This is a genomic window from Arthrobacter sp. MP_M4 (genome assembly GCF_035984855.1).
Classification (GTDB): Bacteria; Actinomycetota; Actinomycetes; order Actinomycetales; family Micrococcaceae; genus Arthrobacter.
In genome coordinates, this window is record NZ_JAXCHX010000005.1 from 133,533 (window position 1) to 152,476 (window position 18,944).

General features: G+C 66.9%; 18 protein-coding genes and 2 tRNA genes. 17 read left to right on the top strand and 3 right to left on the bottom strand.

The features are described 5' to 3' along the window. Position 1: 1 nt before the first annotated feature. Genes RCH15_RS06895 through ndk form a run of 3 tightly spaced genes read left to right on the top strand, consistent with a single transcriptional unit; the run spans position 2 to position 2,276 of the window. Positions 2–1,360 (top strand): bifunctional folylpolyglutamate synthase/dihydrofolate synthase, encoded by a 1,359-nt coding sequence (locus tag RCH15_RS06895; protein WP_326959363.1) that lies wholly within the window; start codon positions 2–4, stop codon positions 1,358–1,360. Between the two features lie 3 nt (positions 1,361–1,363). After that, positions 1,364–1,807 carry a DUF4233 domain-containing protein gene (locus tag RCH15_RS06900; RefSeq protein ID WP_326959365.1) on the top strand — a complete coding sequence of 148 codons (444 nt, stop codon included), beginning with the start codon at positions 1,364–1,366 and terminating at the stop codon, positions 1,805–1,807. A 55-nt stretch (positions 1,808–1,862) separates the two neighbouring features. Beyond that, positions 1,863–2,276 (top strand): nucleoside-diphosphate kinase, encoded by a 414-nt coding sequence (gene ndk, locus RCH15_RS06905; protein ID WP_326959367.1) that lies wholly within the window; start codon positions 1,863–1,865, stop codon positions 2,274–2,276. A gap of 134 nt (positions 2,277–2,410) precedes the next feature. Here ndk and RCH15_RS06910 read toward each other — a convergent pair whose 3' ends face one another. Then, positions 2,411–3,082, bottom strand: a complete 672-nt coding sequence (locus tag RCH15_RS06910) for a vitamin K epoxide reductase family protein (RefSeq protein WP_326959369.1) — start codon at positions 3,080–3,082, stop codon at positions 2,411–2,413. Between the two features lie 474 nt (positions 3,083–3,556). On the opposite strand from RCH15_RS06910, the gene RCH15_RS06915 reads away from it, so the two are divergent. The 12 genes from RCH15_RS06915 to RCH15_RS06970 all read left to right on the top strand — a co-directional run bounded on the left by RCH15_RS06915 (position 3,557) and on the right by RCH15_RS06970 (position 15,273). Beyond that, positions 3,557–6,751, top strand: coding sequence for an Rne/Rng family ribonuclease (locus RCH15_RS06915; RefSeq protein ID WP_326959371.1), 3,195 nt, complete (start codon positions 3,557–3,559; stop codon positions 6,749–6,751). Positions 6,752–7,267: 516 nt separating this feature from the next. Continuing rightward, positions 7,268–7,576 (top strand): 50S ribosomal protein L21, encoded by a 309-nt coding sequence (gene rplU / locus RCH15_RS06920; RefSeq protein WP_326959445.1) that lies wholly within the window; start codon positions 7,268–7,270, stop codon positions 7,574–7,576. Between the two features lie 61 nt (positions 7,577–7,637). Continuing rightward, a complete protein-coding gene (rpmA, locus tag RCH15_RS06925; RefSeq protein WP_009372867.1) occupies positions 7,638–7,901 on the top strand; it encodes a 50S ribosomal protein L27 in 264 nt (87 codons plus the stop codon). A 118-nt stretch (positions 7,902–8,019) separates the two neighbouring features. After that, a complete protein-coding gene (obgE, locus tag RCH15_RS06930) occupies positions 8,020–9,609 on the top strand; it encodes a GTPase ObgE (protein WP_326959373.1) in 1,590 nt (529 codons plus the stop codon). Beyond that, on the top strand, positions 9,599–10,753 hold the full coding sequence (gene proB / locus RCH15_RS06935) for a glutamate 5-kinase (RefSeq protein WP_326959375.1): 1,155 nt from the start codon (positions 9,599–9,601) through the stop codon (positions 10,751–10,753). Before obgE ends, proB begins: the two co-directional genes overlap by 11 nt. 26 nt (positions 10,754–10,779) lie before the next feature. Then, positions 10,780–12,174, top strand: coding sequence for a glutamate-5-semialdehyde dehydrogenase (locus RCH15_RS06940; RefSeq protein WP_326959377.1), 1,395 nt, complete (start codon positions 10,780–10,782; stop codon positions 12,172–12,174). A gap of 80 nt (positions 12,175–12,254) precedes the next feature. Then, on the top strand, positions 12,255–12,494 hold the full coding sequence (locus RCH15_RS06945) for a hypothetical protein (protein ID WP_326959379.1): 240 nt from the start codon (positions 12,255–12,257) through the stop codon (positions 12,492–12,494). Positions 12,495–12,549: 55 nt separating this feature from the next. Continuing rightward, on the top strand, positions 12,550–13,191 hold the full coding sequence (gene nadD / locus RCH15_RS06950) for a nicotinate-nucleotide adenylyltransferase (protein ID WP_326959447.1): 642 nt from the start codon (positions 12,550–12,552) through the stop codon (positions 13,189–13,191). 265 nt (positions 13,192–13,456) lie between these two features. Further along, a complete protein-coding gene (locus tag RCH15_RS06955; protein ID WP_326959380.1) occupies positions 13,457–14,320 on the top strand; it encodes a hypothetical protein in 864 nt (287 codons plus the stop codon). Positions 14,321–14,431: 111 nt separating this feature from the next. Beyond that, positions 14,432–14,833, top strand: coding sequence for a ribosome silencing factor (gene rsfS, locus RCH15_RS06960; RefSeq protein WP_326959382.1), 402 nt, complete (start codon positions 14,432–14,434; stop codon positions 14,831–14,833). A gap of 138 nt (positions 14,834–14,971) precedes the next feature. Further along, a tRNA-Ala gene (locus RCH15_RS06965) sits at positions 14,972–15,044 on the top strand. Positions 15,045–15,200: 156 nt separating this feature from the next. Continuing rightward, positions 15,201–15,273, top strand: a tRNA-Ala gene (locus tag RCH15_RS06970). 68 nt (positions 15,274–15,341) lie between these two features. Here the strand turns inward: RCH15_RS06970 and RCH15_RS06975 are convergent. After that, complete coding sequence (locus RCH15_RS06975) at positions 15,342–15,836, bottom strand: DoxX family protein (RefSeq protein ID WP_442784506.1); 495 nt, start codon at positions 15,834–15,836, stop codon at positions 15,342–15,344. 177 nt (positions 15,837–16,013) lie between these two features. Between RCH15_RS06975 and RCH15_RS06980 the strand changes: the two genes are divergently transcribed. Together RCH15_RS06980 and RCH15_RS06985 are read left to right on the top strand one after the other, a co-directional pair. Continuing rightward, positions 16,014–17,183 (top strand): class I SAM-dependent methyltransferase, encoded by a 1,170-nt coding sequence (locus tag RCH15_RS06980; RefSeq protein WP_326959384.1) that lies wholly within the window; start codon positions 16,014–16,016, stop codon positions 17,181–17,183. 89 nt (positions 17,184–17,272) lie between these two features. After that, on the top strand, positions 17,273–18,526 hold the full coding sequence (locus tag RCH15_RS06985) for an ROK family transcriptional regulator (protein ID WP_326959386.1): 1,254 nt from the start codon (positions 17,273–17,275) through the stop codon (positions 18,524–18,526). An 85-nt stretch (positions 18,527–18,611) separates the two neighbouring features. On the opposite strand, the gene RCH15_RS06990 is transcribed toward RCH15_RS06985, so the two are convergent. Then, positions 18,612–18,809 (bottom strand): hypothetical protein, encoded by a 198-nt coding sequence (locus tag RCH15_RS06990; protein ID WP_326959388.1) that lies wholly within the window; start codon positions 18,807–18,809, stop codon positions 18,612–18,614. Between the last annotated feature and the right edge of the window lie 135 nt (positions 18,810–18,944).

Below are 18,944 nucleotides of genomic sequence, written 5' to 3' on the forward strand. Positions count from 1 at the left end.
CATGACCGATGAATTTTCCGTTGAAAGCGTCTACGCCGAGCTGCTGGGGCGGGCGCCGGAAAACAAAATGGAGCCACGGCTGGCCCCGCTGCACCGGGCCATGGACATTCTGGGCGAGCCGAACAAGGCGTTCCCGATCATCCATATCACTGGCACGAACGGTAAGACCTCGACCGCCCGCATGATCGAGGCCGGGCTGCGCGCGCACGGGCTGAGCACCGGGCGCTACACCAGCCCGCACCTGTCCAAGGTCACCGAGCGGATCAGCATCGACGGAGCCCCGGTGCCGGATGAGACTTTCGTCCGGATCTGGGACGAGATCCGCCCGTACCTGGCGATCGTGGACGGCGAACTCGAGGCCGAGGGCCAGCCGCGGCTGACGTACTTCGAGTGCCTCACCATCCTGGGCTTCGCGGTCTTCGCGGACCAGCCCGTCAACGTCGCCGTCATCGAGGTGGGCCTGGGCGGCATCACCGACGCGACCAACGTCGGCGACGGCCAGGTCTTCGTGGTGACTCCCATCTCGCTGGACCACACGGAGCTCCTGGGCGACACCACGGAGGACATCGCGTACGAAAAGGCCGGCATCATCAAACCCGGCGGCTTCCTGGTCAGCGCCGCGCAGCCCCGGGACGCCGCGCAGGTGCTGTTGGAGAAGGCCAAGGAAACGAACGTTCCGTTCCGCTTCGAAGGCGTCGAGTTCGGCGTCGAGGCCCGCACCGTCGCCGTCGGCGGCCAGATGGTCACCATCCAGGGCATCGCGGGGCGCTATGAAGATCTCCTGGTGCCGCTGCACGGTGCGCACCAGGCCGAGAACGCCGCCGTCGCCATCGCTGCGCTGGAGGCCTTCTTCGGCGCGGAAAAGCCGCTCGACGCCGGGCTCGTGCAGGAGGCGTTCGCCTCTGTGACCTCGCCCGGCCGGCTCGAGGTGGTGCGCACCGCGCCGACCATCATTGTGGATGCCGCGCACAACCCCGAGGGCATCCGCGTCTCCGCCGAGGCCATCCACGAAGCGTTCAGCTTCACGAAACTGGTGGTGGTGGTCGGTGTCCTGCGGGAAAAGGACGCCGAGGAAATCCTCCGCCAGCTCAAGGAATCCCTCGGCGACCTGGCCGCCGAGTACTGCTTCACGCAGTCCAACTCGCCCCGCGCGGTGCCCGCCGAGGACCTTGCGGAACTCGCCCTCGATCTGGGGTTCGGCGAGGACAACATCCACGTGGCCGAGAAACTCGACGACGCCCTCGAATGGGCCGTGGAACGGGCCGAAGCCAATGATGACCTCTCCGGCGGCGTCCTCGTCACCGGTTCCGTCACGCTGGTGGCGGAAGCCCGGATCCTGCTCGGAAAGGCGGACGCCTAGACCATGGCGAAACTCACCAAGGCCCAGCGCGATTGGCGTCCTGGGACGCCCAAGAAACGCCGCTCCACCAAAGTCATGTTCGCCTCGACAGTGCTGCTGCTGGAGGCCTTCGTGGTGCTCTTCGGCACCCTCACGGTGTTCGGGCTCCGGCGCGACGAGTTCGCGCCGGTCCTCATTTTCTCCATCGGGATCGTGCTGGCGCTCGTCTTCGTCTTCACCTGCGCGGTCCTGGCCAAACCGTGGGGCGTAGGCCTGGGCTGGATCCTGCAGATTGTGCTCATCCTCGCCGGCATCCTGGAACCGGCGATGTTCCTGGTGGGCGCACTCTTCGCGGTGGCCTGGTGGTACGGGATCCGCACCGGTATCCGGATAGACCGCGAGGCCGCCCAGCGCGAACGCGACCAGGCAGCCTGGGACGAATCACACCCCAACGCGCCGACGAACTAAACCCGGCGACCTACTAAACTAAGCCCGGACCCCACCCCAACACATTGGAGCAACTGTGAGCATTGAGCGCACCCTCGTCTTGATCAAGCCCGACGGCGTCAGCCGGAACCTCACGGGCAGCATCATCGCCCGCATCGAGGCCAAGGGCTACACCCTGGCCGAACTCAAGAAGGTACACGCGAGCCGTGAACTCCTCGAACAGCACTACGAAGAGCACGTGGGCAAGCCGTTCTACGAGCCGCTCGTCGAGTTCATGCTCAGCGGCCCCGTCGTCGCCGCGATCTTCGAGGGCCACCGCGTCATCGAGGGTTTCCGCTCGCTCGCTGGCACCACCGACCCCACCACGGCGGCCCCCGGCACCATCCGCGGCGACTTCGGCCGCGACTGGGGTCTGAAGGTGCAGCAGAACCTGGTCCACGGCTCGGACTCGGCGGAATCCGCCGAGCGCGAGATTAAGATCTGGTTCTAGGAGTCTTTCGAACCGTCCCACCCGTCGGGGTGACAGATAAGGCCAATGTTCATCGCGAACATTGGCCTTAACTGTCACCTCAGCGCGGTGACCCGGCCGGACCGCCGGAGGCGTATCATCCGGCGGTTGTTGCCTTAGTACCCTGAGGTTCCGATGAAGACCTGGATGAAGGCGAAGAAAATGGACGCCACCACAGCGACGTAGAGCAGTGCGACGGCGATCCACCCGGAGTCGCCAAGGATCCGGGCAGGACCGGCCGGCACTGGCAGTACGCCGTGGGTCACGTTGCGGACGGTAACCCAGACAAAGAGCGGAATCATCGCAGCCCAGACAACCATGCAGAACGGGCAAAGGATGTGGATGGAGTACAGCGCCTGCGACCAGAGCCAGACCACGAACGCGAAGCCGAGGGTTACTCCGGCCTGAAGGCCCAGCCAGTACCAGCGCGCAAACGTTGCCCCGGCGAGCATGCCCATCGCTGTGGTGATGACGACCGCGAACGCCACGATGCCCATGAACATGTTGGGGAAGCCGAACACCGAACCTTGCCAGGTCTGCATGACCTGCCCGCAGGAGATCCACGGGTTCACATCGCAGACCGTCACATGGCTGGGGTCCTTGAGCACCGCGAGCTTCTCCAGCACCAGGGCCCCGGAGGCAAGCCAGCCGACGACGCCGGTGATCAGCAGGAGCCACGCGAACGGCCGGTCACGGGTCATCGGGGGCAGCGGCCGGTCGGCAACGGATGTGCTGGGACCGTGCTGCCGCGCGGCTGACTCGCCGGTGGCACTGGAGATGCTGGGCATGGAATGACTGTCCTTCGGTCGGGTGCAACTGGTTTTGATTGTATCGCCGGCGGCTGGGTGGACCCCGGGCGCCGTGGAGCTCTCCTAAGGCATTCGGTCCGGACCCAAGTCCGGATGCCTCGCTTACGCCTGCTTTGACGGCTCTTGTGAGACAATGTTCGTGGCTGGAACCCGATCCACATCCGGGTCCCGGTCCGGCGATTTTGTTTCCAAGACCGCCAATGATGAGCAGGACGCGTCGGATCCTCTGGTCCAGGCTGTCCCGCAATTCCATTGGACGGCACCTGGTTGTGACGAGTAGATCAACGGGTTTTCGAACATTTCCGCCGGCCCTTCAGGGCTGCCGCACCCCACTGCCGGTGCGAACCTGAGGGTATCCAATTGACTTCTGTCAATGCCCGCGGGTGTTGACAAATAATTGCCCTCACGGGTGCCGGATGTGGCGGCACGTCAGGGGCAGGAGTGTCGCCACATATGGATAATGACCAGGTTGTAACAGGGAACGAAGAACCGCGCGTCGCCGGAAAGACTGCAGAAGCAGTAGAGGCACCGGCCGCGGTCACGCCGCCGAAGCGGCCCCTCCGGACCCGCCGCAAGGCCCTTCCCAAAAGCGGACCCTCAGCAGAAACGGCAACGGACACAGCAGTCCCGGCCGCCGATGCCGACGCTCCCGCCGCGGAGGCTCCTGCCCCCGAAGCCAACGCGAAAGCTCCTGCCCGGCGTTCACGCACCCGCAAGGTCCCCGAACCGGCCGAAACCCTTCCGGTGTTCGTTGACGAGGCATCCGCAGGGCCCGCAGCCGCCGACGTGGAAACGACCGTCGCCGGGACGGCAGACGCGCCGGCCGAGAAGCCGGTCCGGCGCAGGGCCAGCCGCGCCAAGTCCGCCGCCCCCGCCGCGGCAACGTCTGCTGTTGAGACCCCGGCTGTCGGGAACCACGCCGCCGAAACGCCCGCCGCGGAAAGCCCCGCCGCGGAGGCAACTCCGGCGGCCACCGCTGCGCCTGCAGAGAGCGCCGCAGCAGCTGCCGCCGAGGTGCCCTCCGCCGCCTCACTCTTCCTGGAGCCAGGCATGCTCTCCTCCATGATCTTCCAGGCCCCGGACCTGGCCGCTGCCGTCCGCCCTACCCCGGCTGCCGCCACGGCGGAAGCTGACGAAGAAGAAACTGAGGAGGAAGGTGAAGGCGAAGGCGACGACGCCGGAAGCCGCCGCCGCCGCCGCAGCCGGGGACGCCGGGGACGCAGCAGCCGCGGATCCGACAACAGCGAGCCGGGCGCCGACAACGAGTCCGAGGACGCGGACGATGAAGCGGACGAAAACACCGGGGAGCAGCTTGAGGACGGCGTCACGTCCCGCCGCCGCCGGCGCCGCCGCCGTGGTGAGCAGGACCTGGAGCTGACGGGCGGGGAAGACGACGATCCGCCCAACACGGTGACCCGGGTCCGCGCACCCCGCGTTGCCACCGAGGCCCCCGTCAACAACCGCGTCACGTCCCTGAAGGGATCCACCCGGCTCGAAGCAAAGAAGCAGCGCCGCCGTGAATCCCGCGACACCGGCCGCCGCCGCACCGTCATCACCGAGGCCGAGTTCCTGGCCCGCCGGGAATCCGTTGACCGCCAGATGATCGTCCGCCAGCGCGACGACAGAATCCAGATCGGCGTCCTTGAAGACGGTGTGCTGGCCGAACACTTCGTCTCGAAGACGCAGCAGGACTCCCTGATCGGCAACGTCTACCTGGGCAAAGTCCAGAACGTGCTGCCGTCCATGGAAGCCGCTTTCGTTGACATCGGACGCGGACGCAACGCCGTCCTCTACGCCGGCGAAGTCAACTGGGAGTCCGTCAACCTTGAAGGCAAGCAGCGCAGGATTGAAAACGCGCTGAAGTCCGGCGATCCCGTCCTGGTCCAGGTCACCAAGGATCCGGTCGGCCACAAGGGCGCCCGCCTCACGAGCCAGATTTCACTGCCCGGACGCTACCTCGTGTACGTCCCCGGCGGTTCCATGACCGGTATCTCCCGCAAGCTGCCCGACGTCGAACGCAACCGCCTCAAGCGGATCCTCAAAGACCGCCTGCCCGAGGATGCGGGCGTCATTGTCCGCACCGCTGCGGAGGGCGCGTCCGAGGAAGAGCTCACCCACGACATCAACCGCCTCCGGGCCCAGTGGGAGGGCATCGAAAGCCAGTCGACGTCGACCAAGCTTCTGGCACCCGAGCTGCTCTACGGCGAACCGGATCTGACCATCAAGGTTGTCCGTGACGTCTTCAACGAGGACTTCTCCAAGCTGATCGTCTCCGGCGAGGAAGCGTGGGACACCATCGAGGCCTACGTCACCTACGTGGCCCCGGACCTGGTGGGCCGGCTGGAGAAGTGGACCAAGGACACGGACATCTTCGCCGCCTGGCGCATCGACGAGCAGATCCACAAGGCCCTGGACCGCAAGGTCTTCCTGCCCTCCGGCGGCTCCCTGGTCATCGACCGCACGGAAGCCATGACCGTGGTGGACGTCAACACCGGCAAGTTCACCGGCAGCGGCGGCAACCTGGAGGAAACCGTCACCAAGAACAACCTCGAAGCGGCCGAAGAAGTCATCCGCCAGCTCCGGCTGCGCGACATCGGTGGCATCATCGTGATCGACTTCATCGACATGGTGCTCGAATCGAACCGCGACCTCGTGCTGCGCCGCATGGTGGAGTGCCTGGGCCGGGACCGGACCAAGCACCAGGTGGCGGAAGTAACTTCGCTGGGCCTCGTGCAGATGACCCGCAAACGGATGGGCACCGGACTGCTGGAAGTCTTCGGCGAACAGTGCGAAGCGTGCGCCGGCCGCGGCATCGTCACCCACGACGAGCCTGTGGAACACCGCCGCGCCAACGTGGTGGCCGCCGAGCACCACGTGCCCCGCACTGAGCAGCAGCCTGCCGCCCGCACCGAACGTAAGAGCCGCCGCCGCGGCCGGGGCGGCCAGGGCTCAGACGAGCAGGCAGCCCCGGCAGCGGTGCACGCCGAACCGACCGACGCCGAGCGCCACGCCAAGGCCGAGGCGACCCGCGCCGCGCTGACAAACATCGCAGCAGCTGCCCACGCCGCCCACCTGCATGACGGGGAATCAGCCGCCGCGGCAGAGGCCGGAGCCCGCCAGGCCGCCGTCGACGCCGCCGTGGAGCTAGCGGCAGCCGAGGAAGCCGACGGACGTCCCGGTGCCGTGCTGACCTTCGGCGGCGACCAGGTCGCCCTGCCGTTCGTGGAGCACGCCGACCAGGCCGCATCGCCGGCACTGACCCTGGACCTGCTGACCGAGGCCTTCGCCCACCTCGGCGCGGCCGACGCGGCCCCGCCGGCCCAGAAGCCGGCAGACCAGTTGCCGGTAGACCAGTTGCCGTCCCGCCAGGAGCCCGCCGTGCAGGAGCGGGCAATAACGGCTCCGGCAGCCGCAGCCCGGACCGAGGCTGACGCCGGAACGTCCCGGCCGCGCCGCGGCCGCCGCAACCGCAGTGCCAGCCGCGCCCAGGGTGCCGCCAACGAGACCTCGGTGGAACAACGCCGGGAAACTCCGCAGGCGGCAGCCGTTGCGGTGCACCAGGCCAAAGCCCCGGCCGCGCCGGTAGCCACGCGTCCCTCAAGCGAACCGATCATCCTCGGCGTCGGTGTTCCGGCGTCCGAGCTCTGACCCGGCAGCACGCCAGCAAGGCCGCGGGTGCGGTCCGGACCGGGAGCAGTTCTCCCAAAGTCCGGACCGCGCCCGCCGCGTCGTTAAGCAGCTGTCAGTCCGGGGGAGGAGGGCACGGGGTCTCTCCTTAAGGTTCCCGACGCGCCGCAGCCGCACGCCTGGGCTGCTGCGTGACGGGTAGCCTGTACGATAGTTAGGCACGGTTCCGGAAGTCGTTGCAGCCTCGCCCCGTCCATACAGGGTGTCGCTTATCACGTACCCCACTTCGGAACCAGCCTCATTTGCGGCCGAAGGCGAAATTAGCGTAGTCTGGATCTTCGGTGCTTACGCCAACACTTGGGTTATGACCTTGAGGACGCTCCACTTGATTTCGAGTGCGAATGTCCACGGGATAGCTCATGGGTTCCCCCGGGGAACCCACCGGCGTAGAGGCACAGCGTGAGCCGGACCATCAACTTTGGACCCAGGTTCCGCACGCAAATCTAGTAATAAACGTCGAGAGAAGTGAGTTCCCCAGTGGTGTACGCGATTGTCCGCGCAGGCGGCCGCCAAGAGAAGGTTTCCGTTGGAGACTTCGTTACCCTGAACCGCGTCCCCGGTGGAGCCGGCAGCACCTTTGAGTTGCCCGCACTGCTCCTGGTAGACGGTGACAAGGTCACGTCTGCAGCTTCGGACCTGGCCAAGGTAACGGTTACGGCTGAGATCCTTGAGGACCTTCGCGGTCCCAAGATCGTCATCCAGAAGTTCAAGAACAAGACCGGCTACAAGAAGCGCCAGGGTCACCGTCAGGAATTGACCAAGGTCAAGATCACCGGTATCAAGTAACTTACCGTTACTGTTCAGGTTTTCAGCAGATTCCCCAGAATTTTAAGGCAGGCATTTCCAAATGGCACATAAAAAAGGCGCGAGTTCCACTCGCAACGGTCGTGACTCAAACGCCCAGTACCTTGGCGTCAAGCGCTTCGGCGGCCAGGTAGTTTCCGCAGGCGAGATCATCGTCCGCCAGCGTGGCACCCACTTCCACCCGGGCGCCGGCGTTGGCCGCGGCGGCGACGACACCCTGTTCGCACTGACCCCCGGCGCTGTCGAATTCGGCACCCGCCGTGGTCGCCGCGTTGTGAACATCGTGGCTGCTGCAGCTGCAGAGTAACAACCAGTCTTAAATCGGTGGGGCGGGCCATTAGGTCCGCTCCACCGGTGTTTTAACCGCATTACCATCATCCTGGGTGTCTCTGGACGCCTTCGGGAACAGCACTGAGGAGATCCACGTGGCGAGCTTTGTAGACCGGGTAGTACTGCACGTATCCGGCGGTACCGGCGGCCACGGCTGTGTCTCCGTTCACCGTGAGAAGTTCAAGCCCCTCGGCGGTCCCGACGGCGGCAACGGCGGTAACGGCGGTGACGTCATCCTCCGCGTCGATCCCCAGACCACCACCCTGCTGGACTACCACCACGCGCCCCACCGCCACGCCACCAACGGCGGCCCCGGAATGGGCGACTGGCGCGCCGGCAAACACGGCGAAACCCTGATCCTCCCGGTGCCCGTCGGCACCGTGGTCAAGTCCAAGTCCGGCGAAGTCCTCGCAGACCTCGTGAGCGAGGGAGCCGAATACATTGCGGCCGCCGGCGGCATCGGCGGCCTTGGCAACGCCTCGCTCTCCTCGCAGAAGCGCCGCGCCCCCGGGTTCGCGCTGCTCGGCATCGAAGGTGAGTCCAGCGACGTCGTCCTGGAACTGAAGTCCATCGCCGACATTGCCCTGGTCGGATTCCCCTCCGCCGGCAAATCCAGCCTGATCGCCGCCATGTCGGCCGCCCGGCCCAAGATCGCCGACTACCCCTTCACCACCCTGATTCCCAACCTCGGCGTTGTCCAGGCCGGCGACGTCCGGTTCACCATCGCCGACGTCCCGGGCCTGATCGAGGGCGCCAGCGAAGGCAAAGGCCTCGGCCACCACTTCCTGCGCCATGTTGAGCGCTGCGCCGCCCTGGTGCACGTCCTTGACTGCGGCACGCTCGAATCCGACCGCGACCCGCTTTCGGACCTCGCTGTCATCGAGGCCGAGCTGGAGAAATACGCCGTCGACATGAGCTACAGCGGAGTTGACGGCGAAGTCGTTCCACTCAACCACCGTCCCCGCCTGATCGCGCTGAACAAGGTGGACCTGCCCGACGGCAAGGACATGGCGGAATTTGTCCGCCCGGAGCTGGAGTCGCGCGGCTACAAGGTCTTCGAGATCTCGGCCACCAGCCACGAAGGACTCCGCCAGCTCGGCTTTGCCATGGGCGAAATCGTGCAGGCCGCCCGCGACGCCCTCGCCGCCGCCCCGCCGAAGGTGCACGCCCCGGTGCTCAAGCCGCGTGCAGTGAACGAGTCCGGCTTCAAGATCCGCCGCGAGGAGAAGAACCTGGAGCCGCTGTTCCGCGTCCTCGGTGACAAGCCCGTGCGCTGGGTCAAGCAGACCGACTTCACCAATGAGGAAGCCATCGGCTACCTCGCCGACCGCCTTGCAAAGCTTGGCGTCGAAAATGAGCTGTTCAAGCAGGGCGCCGTGCCTGGCGACATGGTGGTCATCGGCGAGGACGACGGCGTCGTCTTCGACTGGGAGCCGACCATGATGGCGGGCGCCGAGCTGCTGGCAGCACCCCGCGGCACCGACGTGCGCTTCGCCGACATCGGCGACCGGCCCACCCGTGGACAAAAACGTGACGAGCAGGTTGAACGCCGTGAAGCCAAGGCAGCGGCCCGCGCCGAGCTCGAAGCGGAACGTAAAGCCGGCATCTGGACTGAATCCGTCAGCAGCCGCCGGATCGCCAAGCCGCTCAAGGAGAGTGGACTGGGCGAAGCAGATGACGAGTAAAGCCGTCACTGCACACCCTGCCGCGGCGCCGGGAGCCGACAGGACAGCACTGTCCGGCGCCCGGCGGATTGTGGTCAAGGTAGGGTCCTCGTCCCTGACATCCATCAAGGGCGGAATCTCTGAGGAGGCGCTGACCGAACTGGCGGACGCCCTTGCCCGGAAGCGCAACGCCGGCACCGAGATTATTCTGGTGTCCTCCGGAGCGATCGCCGCCGGGCTCGCCCCCCTCGGACTGGCCAAGCGGCCGCGGGACCTCGCCACCCAGCAGGCAGCCGCGAGCGTGGGCCAGGGCCTGCTGATGGCACGCTATACGCACGCCTTCGGCGCCCACGGCGTCACCGTCAGCCAGGTGCTCCTCACCGCCGATGACTTCATGCGCCGCCGGCAGCACGCGAACGCTTTGCGCGCCCTCGACCGGCTGCTGAACCTCGGCGTCGTGCCTGTGGTCAACGAAAACGACACGGTCGCCACCCATGAAATCCGCTTCGGCGACAATGACCGGCTCGCGGCCCTCGTCGCCCACCTGGTCCGCGCCGACGCGCTCGTCCTGCTCTCCGACGTCGACTCGCTCTACGATGGCCCACCCGCACACGGAGCCAGGCGGATCGCCCACATCACCGGCCCGCAGGACCTCGAAGGCGTAACCATCGGACGCACCGGAAAGGCAGGCACCGGCACCGGGGGAATGGTCACCAAGGTCGAAGCCGCCACCATTGCTGCGGACTCGGGCATTCCCGCCCTGGTCACCTCCACCGGTAACGCCGCCGCAGCGCTGGCGGGCCAGGATGTGGGGACCTGGTTCTCCGTTAACGGTTCCCGCAAGCCCGTGCGGCTGCTGTGGCTGGCGCACCTTGCCTCCGTGGAGGGGACGCTGGTCCTCGACGACGGCGCGGTCAAGGCCGTCCGCGACCGCCACACCTCGCTTCTCCCCGCCGGTATTTCCGCCGTCCGCGGACACTTTGAGGCCGGCGACGCCGTGGAAATGGTCTCGCCCGACGGCACCGTCATTGCCCGGGGCCTGGTCAACTACGCGGCCGGAGAGCTGCCGCAGATGCTTGGGCGTTCCACGCAGGAGCTCGGCAAGGAGCTCGGCCGCGGATATGACCGGGTTGTTGTTCATGTTGACGATCTGGTGCTGGTCTGAGCCTGCCGCCCGCCTAAACTGGAAGCATGACTGAGGCCCTGACCCCCCGCTCTGCCCTGCTCGCCGAACAATTGTTTGCCGACGGCGTGCTCCCCACGGACGGACCGGCGGAAGGCAGCCGCGGAGCCACCGCGGAAACGCCGCCGCAAGACAGCGCGGCCGGCGACGTCGAGGCGGCCGTCCACGCCATTGCCGACCGCTCCCGCTACGCCGCCCGCCGGATGGCCCGCGCCAACCGGGCCTGGAAAGACCGCGGTCTTCGGGCCATCGCCGCCGCGCTGCTGGAGCGTGCGGGCCACATCCTCGCCGCCAACGCCAAGGACGTCGCGGCCGGAAAAGCAAACGGTACTTCTGCGGCGATGCTGGACCGGCTCACCCTGACCGACAGCCGGATCAAAGCTCTCGCCGTCGCTCTGGAGAACCTCGCCAACCTGCCCGATCCGGTCGGCAACGTGGTGCGGGGCCAGACCCTGCCCAACGGTTTGCGGCTTCGCCAGGTTAACGTGCCCATGGGGGTTGTCGCTGCCATCTATGAGGCCCGTCCCAACGTCACCGTGGACATCGCCGGGCTGGGCCTGAAAAGCGGCAACGCGGTCATCCTCCGTGGCGGTACCGCGGCAGCCGCCACCAACGAGGCCCTCATCACGGTGCTCCGCGAGGCGCTGGAGTCGGTGGGGCTGCCCGCCGACGCCGTGCAAAGCGTCGACCAGTTCGGCCGGGAAGGCGCGAATGCACTGATGCGTGCCCGCGGACGGGTCGACGTGCTGATTCCCCGCGGCGGCCGTGACCTCATCCAGTCCGTCGTGGCCAACGCCAAGGTGCCCGTCATCGAGACCGGTGAGGGCAACGTGCACATCTTCCTGGACGCCTCCGCGGACGAGGACATGGCGGTGGACATCCTGCTCAACGCCAAGACCCAGCGGCCCAGCGTCTGCAACACCGTAGAGACCCTGCTGGTCCACTCCGCTTCAACTGTTCTGCCCGCCGTCGCCGCGGCCCTGCGGGGTGCCGGCGTCACGCTGCATGCCGACGCACGGATCCGCGCGGCCCTGCCGGCCTCCGTGGAGTCCGTCCCCGCCACGGACGAGGATTGGGCCACCGAGTACATGGATCTTGATCTCGCCGTGGCCATGGTGGACAGCCTGGACGACGCCGTTCAGCACATCCGTACCTGGTCCACCGGCCATACGGAAGCCATCCTGACCAATGACCTCGGCAACGCTGAGCGGTTTATCGCCGAGGTCGATTCCGCAGCCGTGATTGTCAACGCGTCCACCCGTTTCACGGACGGCGGCGAGCTGGGCCTGGGGGCCGAGGTCGGCATTTCCACCCAAAAGCTGCATGCCCGCGGTCCCATGGGCCTGACGGAGCTGACCACCACCAAGTGGATCGTCCAGGGCGAAGGCCAGATCAGGGCCTAGCAACGCTGTAACATGGAAGCGAAGTCCAGCACGGCGGGGACATCCGCCGTCGTCAATTCTTAAGCTCACTAGGGGAGAACATGCTGTCGCAGCAGATCGCCACAATCATCGCCGCCGCGGGCGAATCAGGCCACGAGGAACTTGCGCCGCTGATCGCGCCGCCGCTCGTCGTGGGCGCGGTGATGTTCGTGGTCCTCATGGTCCTGCTGTTTGTCACGTTGTCCTACGGCAACCTGGGCCGGCGCCATGCAGCGGTCGAGGAGCACGCAGACCCGCACCGCCAGCACCCGAACAAGCACGATCACAGCCAAGGCCACTAATATTTCCGCCATCGTGAAGCAGGCCGGCGCCCAGCGCCGTCTGCGGCTGGGTGTGATGGGCGGCACGTTCGATCCCATTCATCACGGCCACCTTGTCGCGGCGAGCGAAGTCGCAGCCAAGTTCGATCTGGACGAGGTGGTCTTCGTGCCGACGGGCCAGCCCTGGCAGAAACTGAGTAAAAAGGTCAGCGTGGCCGAGCACCGGTACCTCATGACCGTCATCGCCACAGCCTCGAATCCCCGCTTCACCGTGAGCCGGGTCGACGTGGACAGGCCCGGGCCCACGTACACGATCGACACGCTCCGGGACCTGCATACGCTGCGCCCCGACGCGGACCTGTTCTTCATCACCGGCGCGGACGCCTTGGCGCAGATCCTGTCGTGGAAGGACATCGACGAACTGTGGTCGCTCGCGCATTTCGTCGGTGTCACCCGTCCCGGCCACGTCCTGGACGGAATGGGCCGCAAGGACGTCAGCCTGCTCGAAGTTCCCGCGATGGCGATCTCCTCGACGGACTGCCGCAGCAGGGTGGCGGAAGGCAACCCGGTTTGGTACCTCGTCCCGGACGGTGTGGTGCAGTACATCGCCAAATACGGGCTGTACGGTGACGATCCGGACACCGGACACACCTCCAGCGTCCACGCCGTGCGCTACGACCGCAGCACCGAGTCAGCCCAACCCGCCAGCACCGAATGAGTCTTCAATGAGCCAGGACCAGCCACCAATCCTCAACCGTCGCGAACTGCGACAGGCCGGAGCTGGACGCCCGAAAGGGAACCGGAAGCCCGGTACACCGGGCACGGCAGCGGTTTCCCCTGCCTCCGACGCCACTGCCTCCGGTGCCACTGCCTCCGATGCCCCTGCCGGCAGCAGTCCTGACCCGGCTCGGGCAACGGTCCTGGGGGATCCGGGCGGGCCCACGGAGGTAGGAGTCACCGGCCGCCGCAGGATTCCGGGACCCGTGGACGCAATCCGCAGCATCACACCCTCCGAGCGGGCCGCGCAGGTCCGCGCCCGGGACCGCGATACGTTGCGTACCATCGAGGAGCTGGCCGGGAACGAGGGCAGTCTCGCCGAGGCGACCCTCACCCGGCGCCAGCTGCGGTTGCTGCAGCTGGCTGCCGAAGCTGCCACGGCAACGCCCGGTGCACCGGGGGCCGCAGGCATGACTGTGGAGCAAGCCCTCGCAGCACGTGAACTCCTGGCCCGGCAGGCCCAGAACCAGCTGGCCAAGATGAACCACATCAACGCCACGGACTCCGGCGCCGCCGACTCCGACCCCGCCGACTCCGACCCCGCCGGCTCCGACCCCGCCGGCCCGCAGGCGGAACCGACCGGCAAACCCGGGCCGGGCAGCAGGCTCGAGCCTGAACGCGCTGACCCCGCCACGGCCTTCAACCTGGCCATGGTCACACCCCTGGAATTTGTCCGGGTTCCCGGGATCGACCGGCCGGTCCTGAAGCGCCCTGCGACATCGCACATTCCGGTCATATCCGTTCCGGCCACCACAGTTCCGGGGTCCCGGGTCGAGCCGTCGCGTACGTCCGAGTCCCTGCGGACGAGTTCCTCCAGCGAGGCTGAACCCAGCCAGGCAGGTGCGGCTCCCGCCACCGGCGCAGGGCCTGCCGACCTGTCCGTGACAGACGACACCGTTAGGGCGCCGGTCGCCGCCAACGCCGCCTATGGGCTTGATCCCCTCGACGCCGACACCGCCGGCCTGGGCAGGGCCCGGAGGCTGCGCATCGCACAGTTCGCGGTCCTGGGCCTCGGCATGATCGCCCTGGTTATCGGTCTCATCCTCGTGATGACAGGATTTTCCGGCTAGAACACCGTCGACGGATTCGGCCCGACAGGCCGGCCATCCGGCGCTTGCCCAACACCAGCTTTCGCCTTACCTGCTTTTACCCAGTTTTTCTTTAGCCCAACAAGGAGTCCCGTGACTGCAACAGATTCATCCATCACCACAGCCCGCCACGCCGCACGAGCCGCCGCAGAAAAGCTCGCTGAGGACGTTGTCGCCATGGACGTCAGCGAACGGCTGGCCCTGGCCGATATTTTCCTGATTGCTTCGGCGCCGTCCGAGCGGCAGGTCAATGCCATCGTCGACGGTATCGAGGACGAACTCTCCAAGTTCGAGCTCAAGCCGATCCGCCGCGAGGGGCGTTCCGGCGGCCGCTGGGTCCTGCTGGACTATGGCGACATCGTCATCCACGTCCAGCACGAGGAAGACCGTGTGTTTTACGCCCTGGAGCGCCTGTGGAAGGACTGCCCCGTCGTGGACCTGCAGCTTGGCGATGACGCTTCGGCGAAGGCCGCTGCGGCCACCGAGACCGACTAGGCGCCAGGACCAGCGGAATATGCCCGATTTGGAATTCACTGAAAGGCTGTTCTAAGATATTTGAGTTGCTTCGGAGAAATCCGGACTAAAAGCCGGGACCGCGAGCGTAAGCTCACGGCTCCGCAGCAACGAAAATTCGGGGCTGTGGCGCAGCTGGTAGCGCACCTGCATGGCATGCAGGGGGTCAGGGGTTCGAGTCCCCTCAGCTCCACCGAATATCCGCCGGAATCGAGAGGTTCCGGCGGATTTTTTCTTTGTGCGGGCCGGCCCCGTGCGCCGATTCGCGCGAACCGGCTTTGTGGTTTAAGATAATCAGGTTGCTTCAAGGAAAACGTTCCATCACCGGACAAGTTTTCCCGGCACATTCGGGGCTGTGGCGCAGCTGGTAGCGCACCTGCATGGCATGCAGGGGGTCAGGGGTTCGAGTCCCCTCAGCTCCACCGAAGAGGTCCTGCTCACAGAGCAGGGCCTCGCGCTGTTTAACGTGACGTGTGCTACGAGGAGAGGGTTACCGTGCAGAACGCCGGGTTTCCCGCCAGGCCCGCCACGCGCCGGTGGACCACAGCGCCCAGAACACCAGCAGCGGTTGGAATGCCAGGCGGATTCCGCGGCTAAGGTCCGAGTTGAGGCCGAAGGAATCGGTGCCCGTAGCGAACTGGGAGATGTTTCCGGGAAATACGGCCACGAAGAAGGCCGCGACAATCCAGCCGAGGGCAATCCGCCGTTTCCGCAGCAACAGCAGGGCAAAGCCCAGACCGATCTCCGCCAGCCCGGAGGCCATTACCACAAAGTCCACGTTCAGGGGCAGCCAAGGCGGCACCTGGGCGCGGAACGCCACACGGGCCAAGGTCAGGTGGCTGACTCCAGCGACCACCAGGAACATTCCCAGCAGCAGCCGGCCGGCAGTCCGCCCGGCGGACTGCAGCGGGGAATCCGCGGCGGGGGAGGAGTGCGGGGCGGTGGTCCGGACCGGACCGCGGGGCTGAACGGGGCTATCGGCCATGATGTGCCGCCTTCGCGGGTGGGGGAAATCAGGGTGGGATTCAGCTTAGCAATGCCGCCGCGCGCCCCGGCATGCGTGCTCGACTAAACTTGGGGCGTGGATCAGGGCGTGCCGGCGTGCCGGCAGGCCCACCACCCTTCCTTTCAACCGGACCCAACCGAAGGCGGCAGCCCACCCGTGGCGGACACCAAGCGTGAATCTCTGTTCTCCGGCTTGAGCAGGTTTCCCGATGTGGAGGCTGCCAACCTGCAGGCCTGGGATGCCACGGACACGCTCCTCCTGGACACCGTCCGCGACCTTGCGGACGCCGGGATCATCAACGCGGCCGGCGGCTTGGCCATCGTAGGGGACCGCTACGGCGCGCTGACCCTCGGCACCCTGACGTCTGAGGGGCGCAACGGGGCGGTCGGCCCGGTCAGGGTGCACCAGGATCTCATTACCGGTGGGCGCGCGCTTCGCCATAATGCCGCAAAGCTGGGGATCGACGGCGGCTTCGAGCAGATACCGTTTGGTGCCGGGCTCCTGTCCGGGGCCACCGTGGTGCTGCTTCAGCTGCCCAAGTCCCTCGCGGAGCTCGAGGAGATCGCCGACGCCGTCGCCCGTCACGCGGCGCCCGGCGTCGTACTTTTGGCCGGCGGCCGGGTCAAGCACATGAGCCTGGGCATGAACACCGTGCTGGAGCGCCACTTCGGCGAGGTCCAGCCCCAGCGTGCCCGGCAGAAGTCCCGGGTCCTGCTGGCCAGGGGTCCCAAGCCTGCCAGCAGCGCCCCGCAGTTTCCGGTCAGCGGCGTCAACGCCGAGTTGGGCCTGACCGTGTGCGCGCGTGGGGCCGTCTTCGCCGGCACCGGGCTGGACATCGGCACCCGGTTCCTCCTGGAGTTTCTGCCGCAGATGCCGGCGGCGCGGCATGCTATCGATCTCGGGTGCGGTACCGGAATCCTCGCCGCCATGTACGCCCGCAGCAATCCGGGCTCCCGGGTGACGGCCACAGACCAGTCCGCGGCCGCCGTCGACTCCGCGCGGGCGACAGCGCAGGCGAACTCGCTCGCAGGGCACATCACGGCCCTTCAGGACGACGCCATGGACTCGCTTCCGCCGGGCAGCGCCGATTTGATCCTGCTGAACCCGCCCTTCCATGTCGGCGCGGCCGTGCATGCCGGCGCCGGCCTTAAACTGATGGAAGCCGCCGGACGGGTGCTCGCGCCGGGTGGCGAACTATGGACCGTGTTCAACAGCCACCTCCGTTACCGCCCCGCGCTGGAGCGGCTGATCGGCCCCACCCGTGAGGCCGGCCGGAACCCGAAGTTCACGGTGACGGCCAGCGTACGGAGACCCGATGAAGTGTGACGCTGCCCGGGTGGGCGGTTACCGTCCCAGGGGCGTAACGTACGATTCTGAGATAAGCAGTGCGCAGCCAAAGACGTTTAGGGGTATCAGTGTCTGAGATCCGCCAGCCCTCGCCGAGGCGCGGAACCAATTTGCCCCGCATGGGGGACTTCAACCTCACGGTGATTTTGGATGCCATCCGGCGGTCGCCGGCGGGCCTCAGCCGGGTGGAGCTGGCCCATATCGTCGGGTTGTCCCCGCAAACCATCTCCAACATCTCCCGCCGGCTGCTGGACCAGGACCTCATTTACGAGGCAGGCAAGGAAGGCACGGGGCCGGGTAAACCGCGGACCATGCTCAAGCTGAAGTCCTCCGGCATGTACGCGGTCGGCGTCCACCTGGATCCGGCCGTGACAACGTGCGTGGTGCTGGACCTGGTGGGCGCGGTGGTCAAGCATTCCCGGATCAAGACCCCGGCCGGCACTGATCCCGGGTCCGTGATCGATACCATTGCCGCCGAAATCAAGCAGATCATTGCGGCTTCCGGCGTCGACCCGGCCCGGATCGCCGGCCTTGGCGTCGCAGCGCCCGGCCCGATCGACCTGGAGGAGGGCACGGTGGTGGACCCTCCGCTCCTGCCCGGCTGGGACCACGTGCCGCTCCGGGACGCCCTGGCCGCGGCCACGGGCCTGACCACCATCGTGGACAAGGACGTGACCAGTGCCGCTGTGGCCGAGACGTGGGCCGGTGGGCCGAGCGGCTCCGGCAGTTTCGTGTTTATGTATATGGGCACCGGCATCGGCTGCGGCATTGTGCTCAACGATGAAGTGGTGCGTGGGACCTCAGGTAACGCCGGTGAGATAGGGCACATCATCGTGGACCCCGACGGGCCGCTCTGCGACTGCGGAACGCGCGGCTGCATCAAAGCCTCGTGCATACCCCAGGTGCTGGTGGCCCAGGCCGTCGCCGCCGGGGTGCTGACCGGTCCTCTCGAGGCAGTGACCGGCCCCGCCATCCAGGAGAGCATCACCGCACTGTGCGCTGCCGCCGACGCCGGCGACCCGAAGGCTGAAGCCATCATCGACCGCTCGGCTGTGCTGGTGGCCCGGGCGGTCTCGACCATCACCAACGCTTTGGACGTGGACCGGGTGGTGTTCGGCGGGCCGTTCTGGACCTGCCTTTCCCGGCTCTATCTTGCCCGGATCCCCGAGTTGGTCCGGGAGCTCAGCGACACCCGGAAAATCCACGAAATCGACGTCGTGGGCACGGGGGTGGGCGAAGACGTCGGCGCGATCGGCGCCGCCTGCCTCGTCCTCGAACACGCCCTGGCGCCCCGCTCGCAGCGGCTCCTGCTCGATGGCTAGTCCCGACAAGTCCCGGTCAGGGCGACGCCGGGCCTTACCGTCAGGACCCCGGAGCTGCTCCGGCCGGGAAGCTGACAGCCCGGCATCAGTCGATGTCCTCCACGACCATGCCGAAGGGAATCGACTCATCCAGGTGCGCCTGGTGGGCGTGAGGTAGGATTACCACCCGCACTCCGCATGCCCTGTCCGCGGAGGACTGCATCAGAATGGGCCGGACCGCGTTGATGAAACTCTCGCTCTTGCCGGCGAGATACTCCTGATAACTGGCTGGTAGCTGGATCATGGCAAAAGGATAGCCCCGGGGCCCCGCGATGGGGAGGGCCCCCGGTACCGGCAATTCCGCTGCGGGCTGCTGCGTGCCACCCAGCGCCCCGCAGTGCCGGGCAGCCCGCCGGCAAGCCGGAGCGGGGTGGCAGCG

What these genes read in the sequence shown, in the direction of transcription:
- RCH15_RS06990 (WP_326959388.1), bottom strand. Translation starts at nt 18,809, where the DNA reads ATGATCCAGCTACCAGCCAGTTATCAGGAGTATCTCGCCGGCAAGAGC.
- rpmA (WP_009372867.1), top strand. Translation starts at nt 7,638, where the DNA reads ATGGCACATAAAAAAGGCGCGAGTTCCACTCGCAACGGTCGTGACTCA.
- RCH15_RS06910 (WP_326959369.1), bottom strand. Translation starts at nt 3,082, where the DNA reads ATGCCCAGCATCTCCAGTGCCACCGGCGAGTCAGCCGCGCGGCAGCAC.
- proB (WP_326959375.1), top strand. Translation starts at nt 9,599, where the DNA reads ATGACGAGTAAAGCCGTCACTGCACACCCTGCCGCGGCGCCGGGAGCC.
- RCH15_RS06895 (WP_326959363.1), top strand. Translation starts at nt 2, where the DNA reads ATGACCGATGAATTTTCCGTTGAAAGCGTCTACGCCGAGCTGCTGGGG.
- RCH15_RS06915 (WP_326959371.1), top strand. Translation starts at nt 3,557, where the DNA reads ATGGATAATGACCAGGTTGTAACAGGGAACGAAGAACCGCGCGTCGCC.
- RCH15_RS06975 (WP_442784506.1), bottom strand. Translation starts at nt 15,836, where the DNA reads ATGGCCGATAGCCCCGTTCAGCCCCGCGGTCCGGTCCGGACCACCGCC.
- RCH15_RS06940 (WP_326959377.1), top strand. Translation starts at nt 10,780, where the DNA reads ATGACTGAGGCCCTGACCCCCCGCTCTGCCCTGCTCGCCGAACAATTG.
- nadD (WP_326959447.1), top strand. Translation starts at nt 12,550, where the DNA reads ATGGGCGGCACGTTCGATCCCATTCATCACGGCCACCTTGTCGCGGCG.
- RCH15_RS06900 (WP_326959365.1), top strand. Translation starts at nt 1,364, where the DNA reads ATGGCGAAACTCACCAAGGCCCAGCGCGATTGGCGTCCTGGGACGCCC.
- RCH15_RS06945 (WP_326959379.1), top strand. Translation starts at nt 12,255, where the DNA reads ATGCTGTCGCAGCAGATCGCCACAATCATCGCCGCCGCGGGCGAATCA.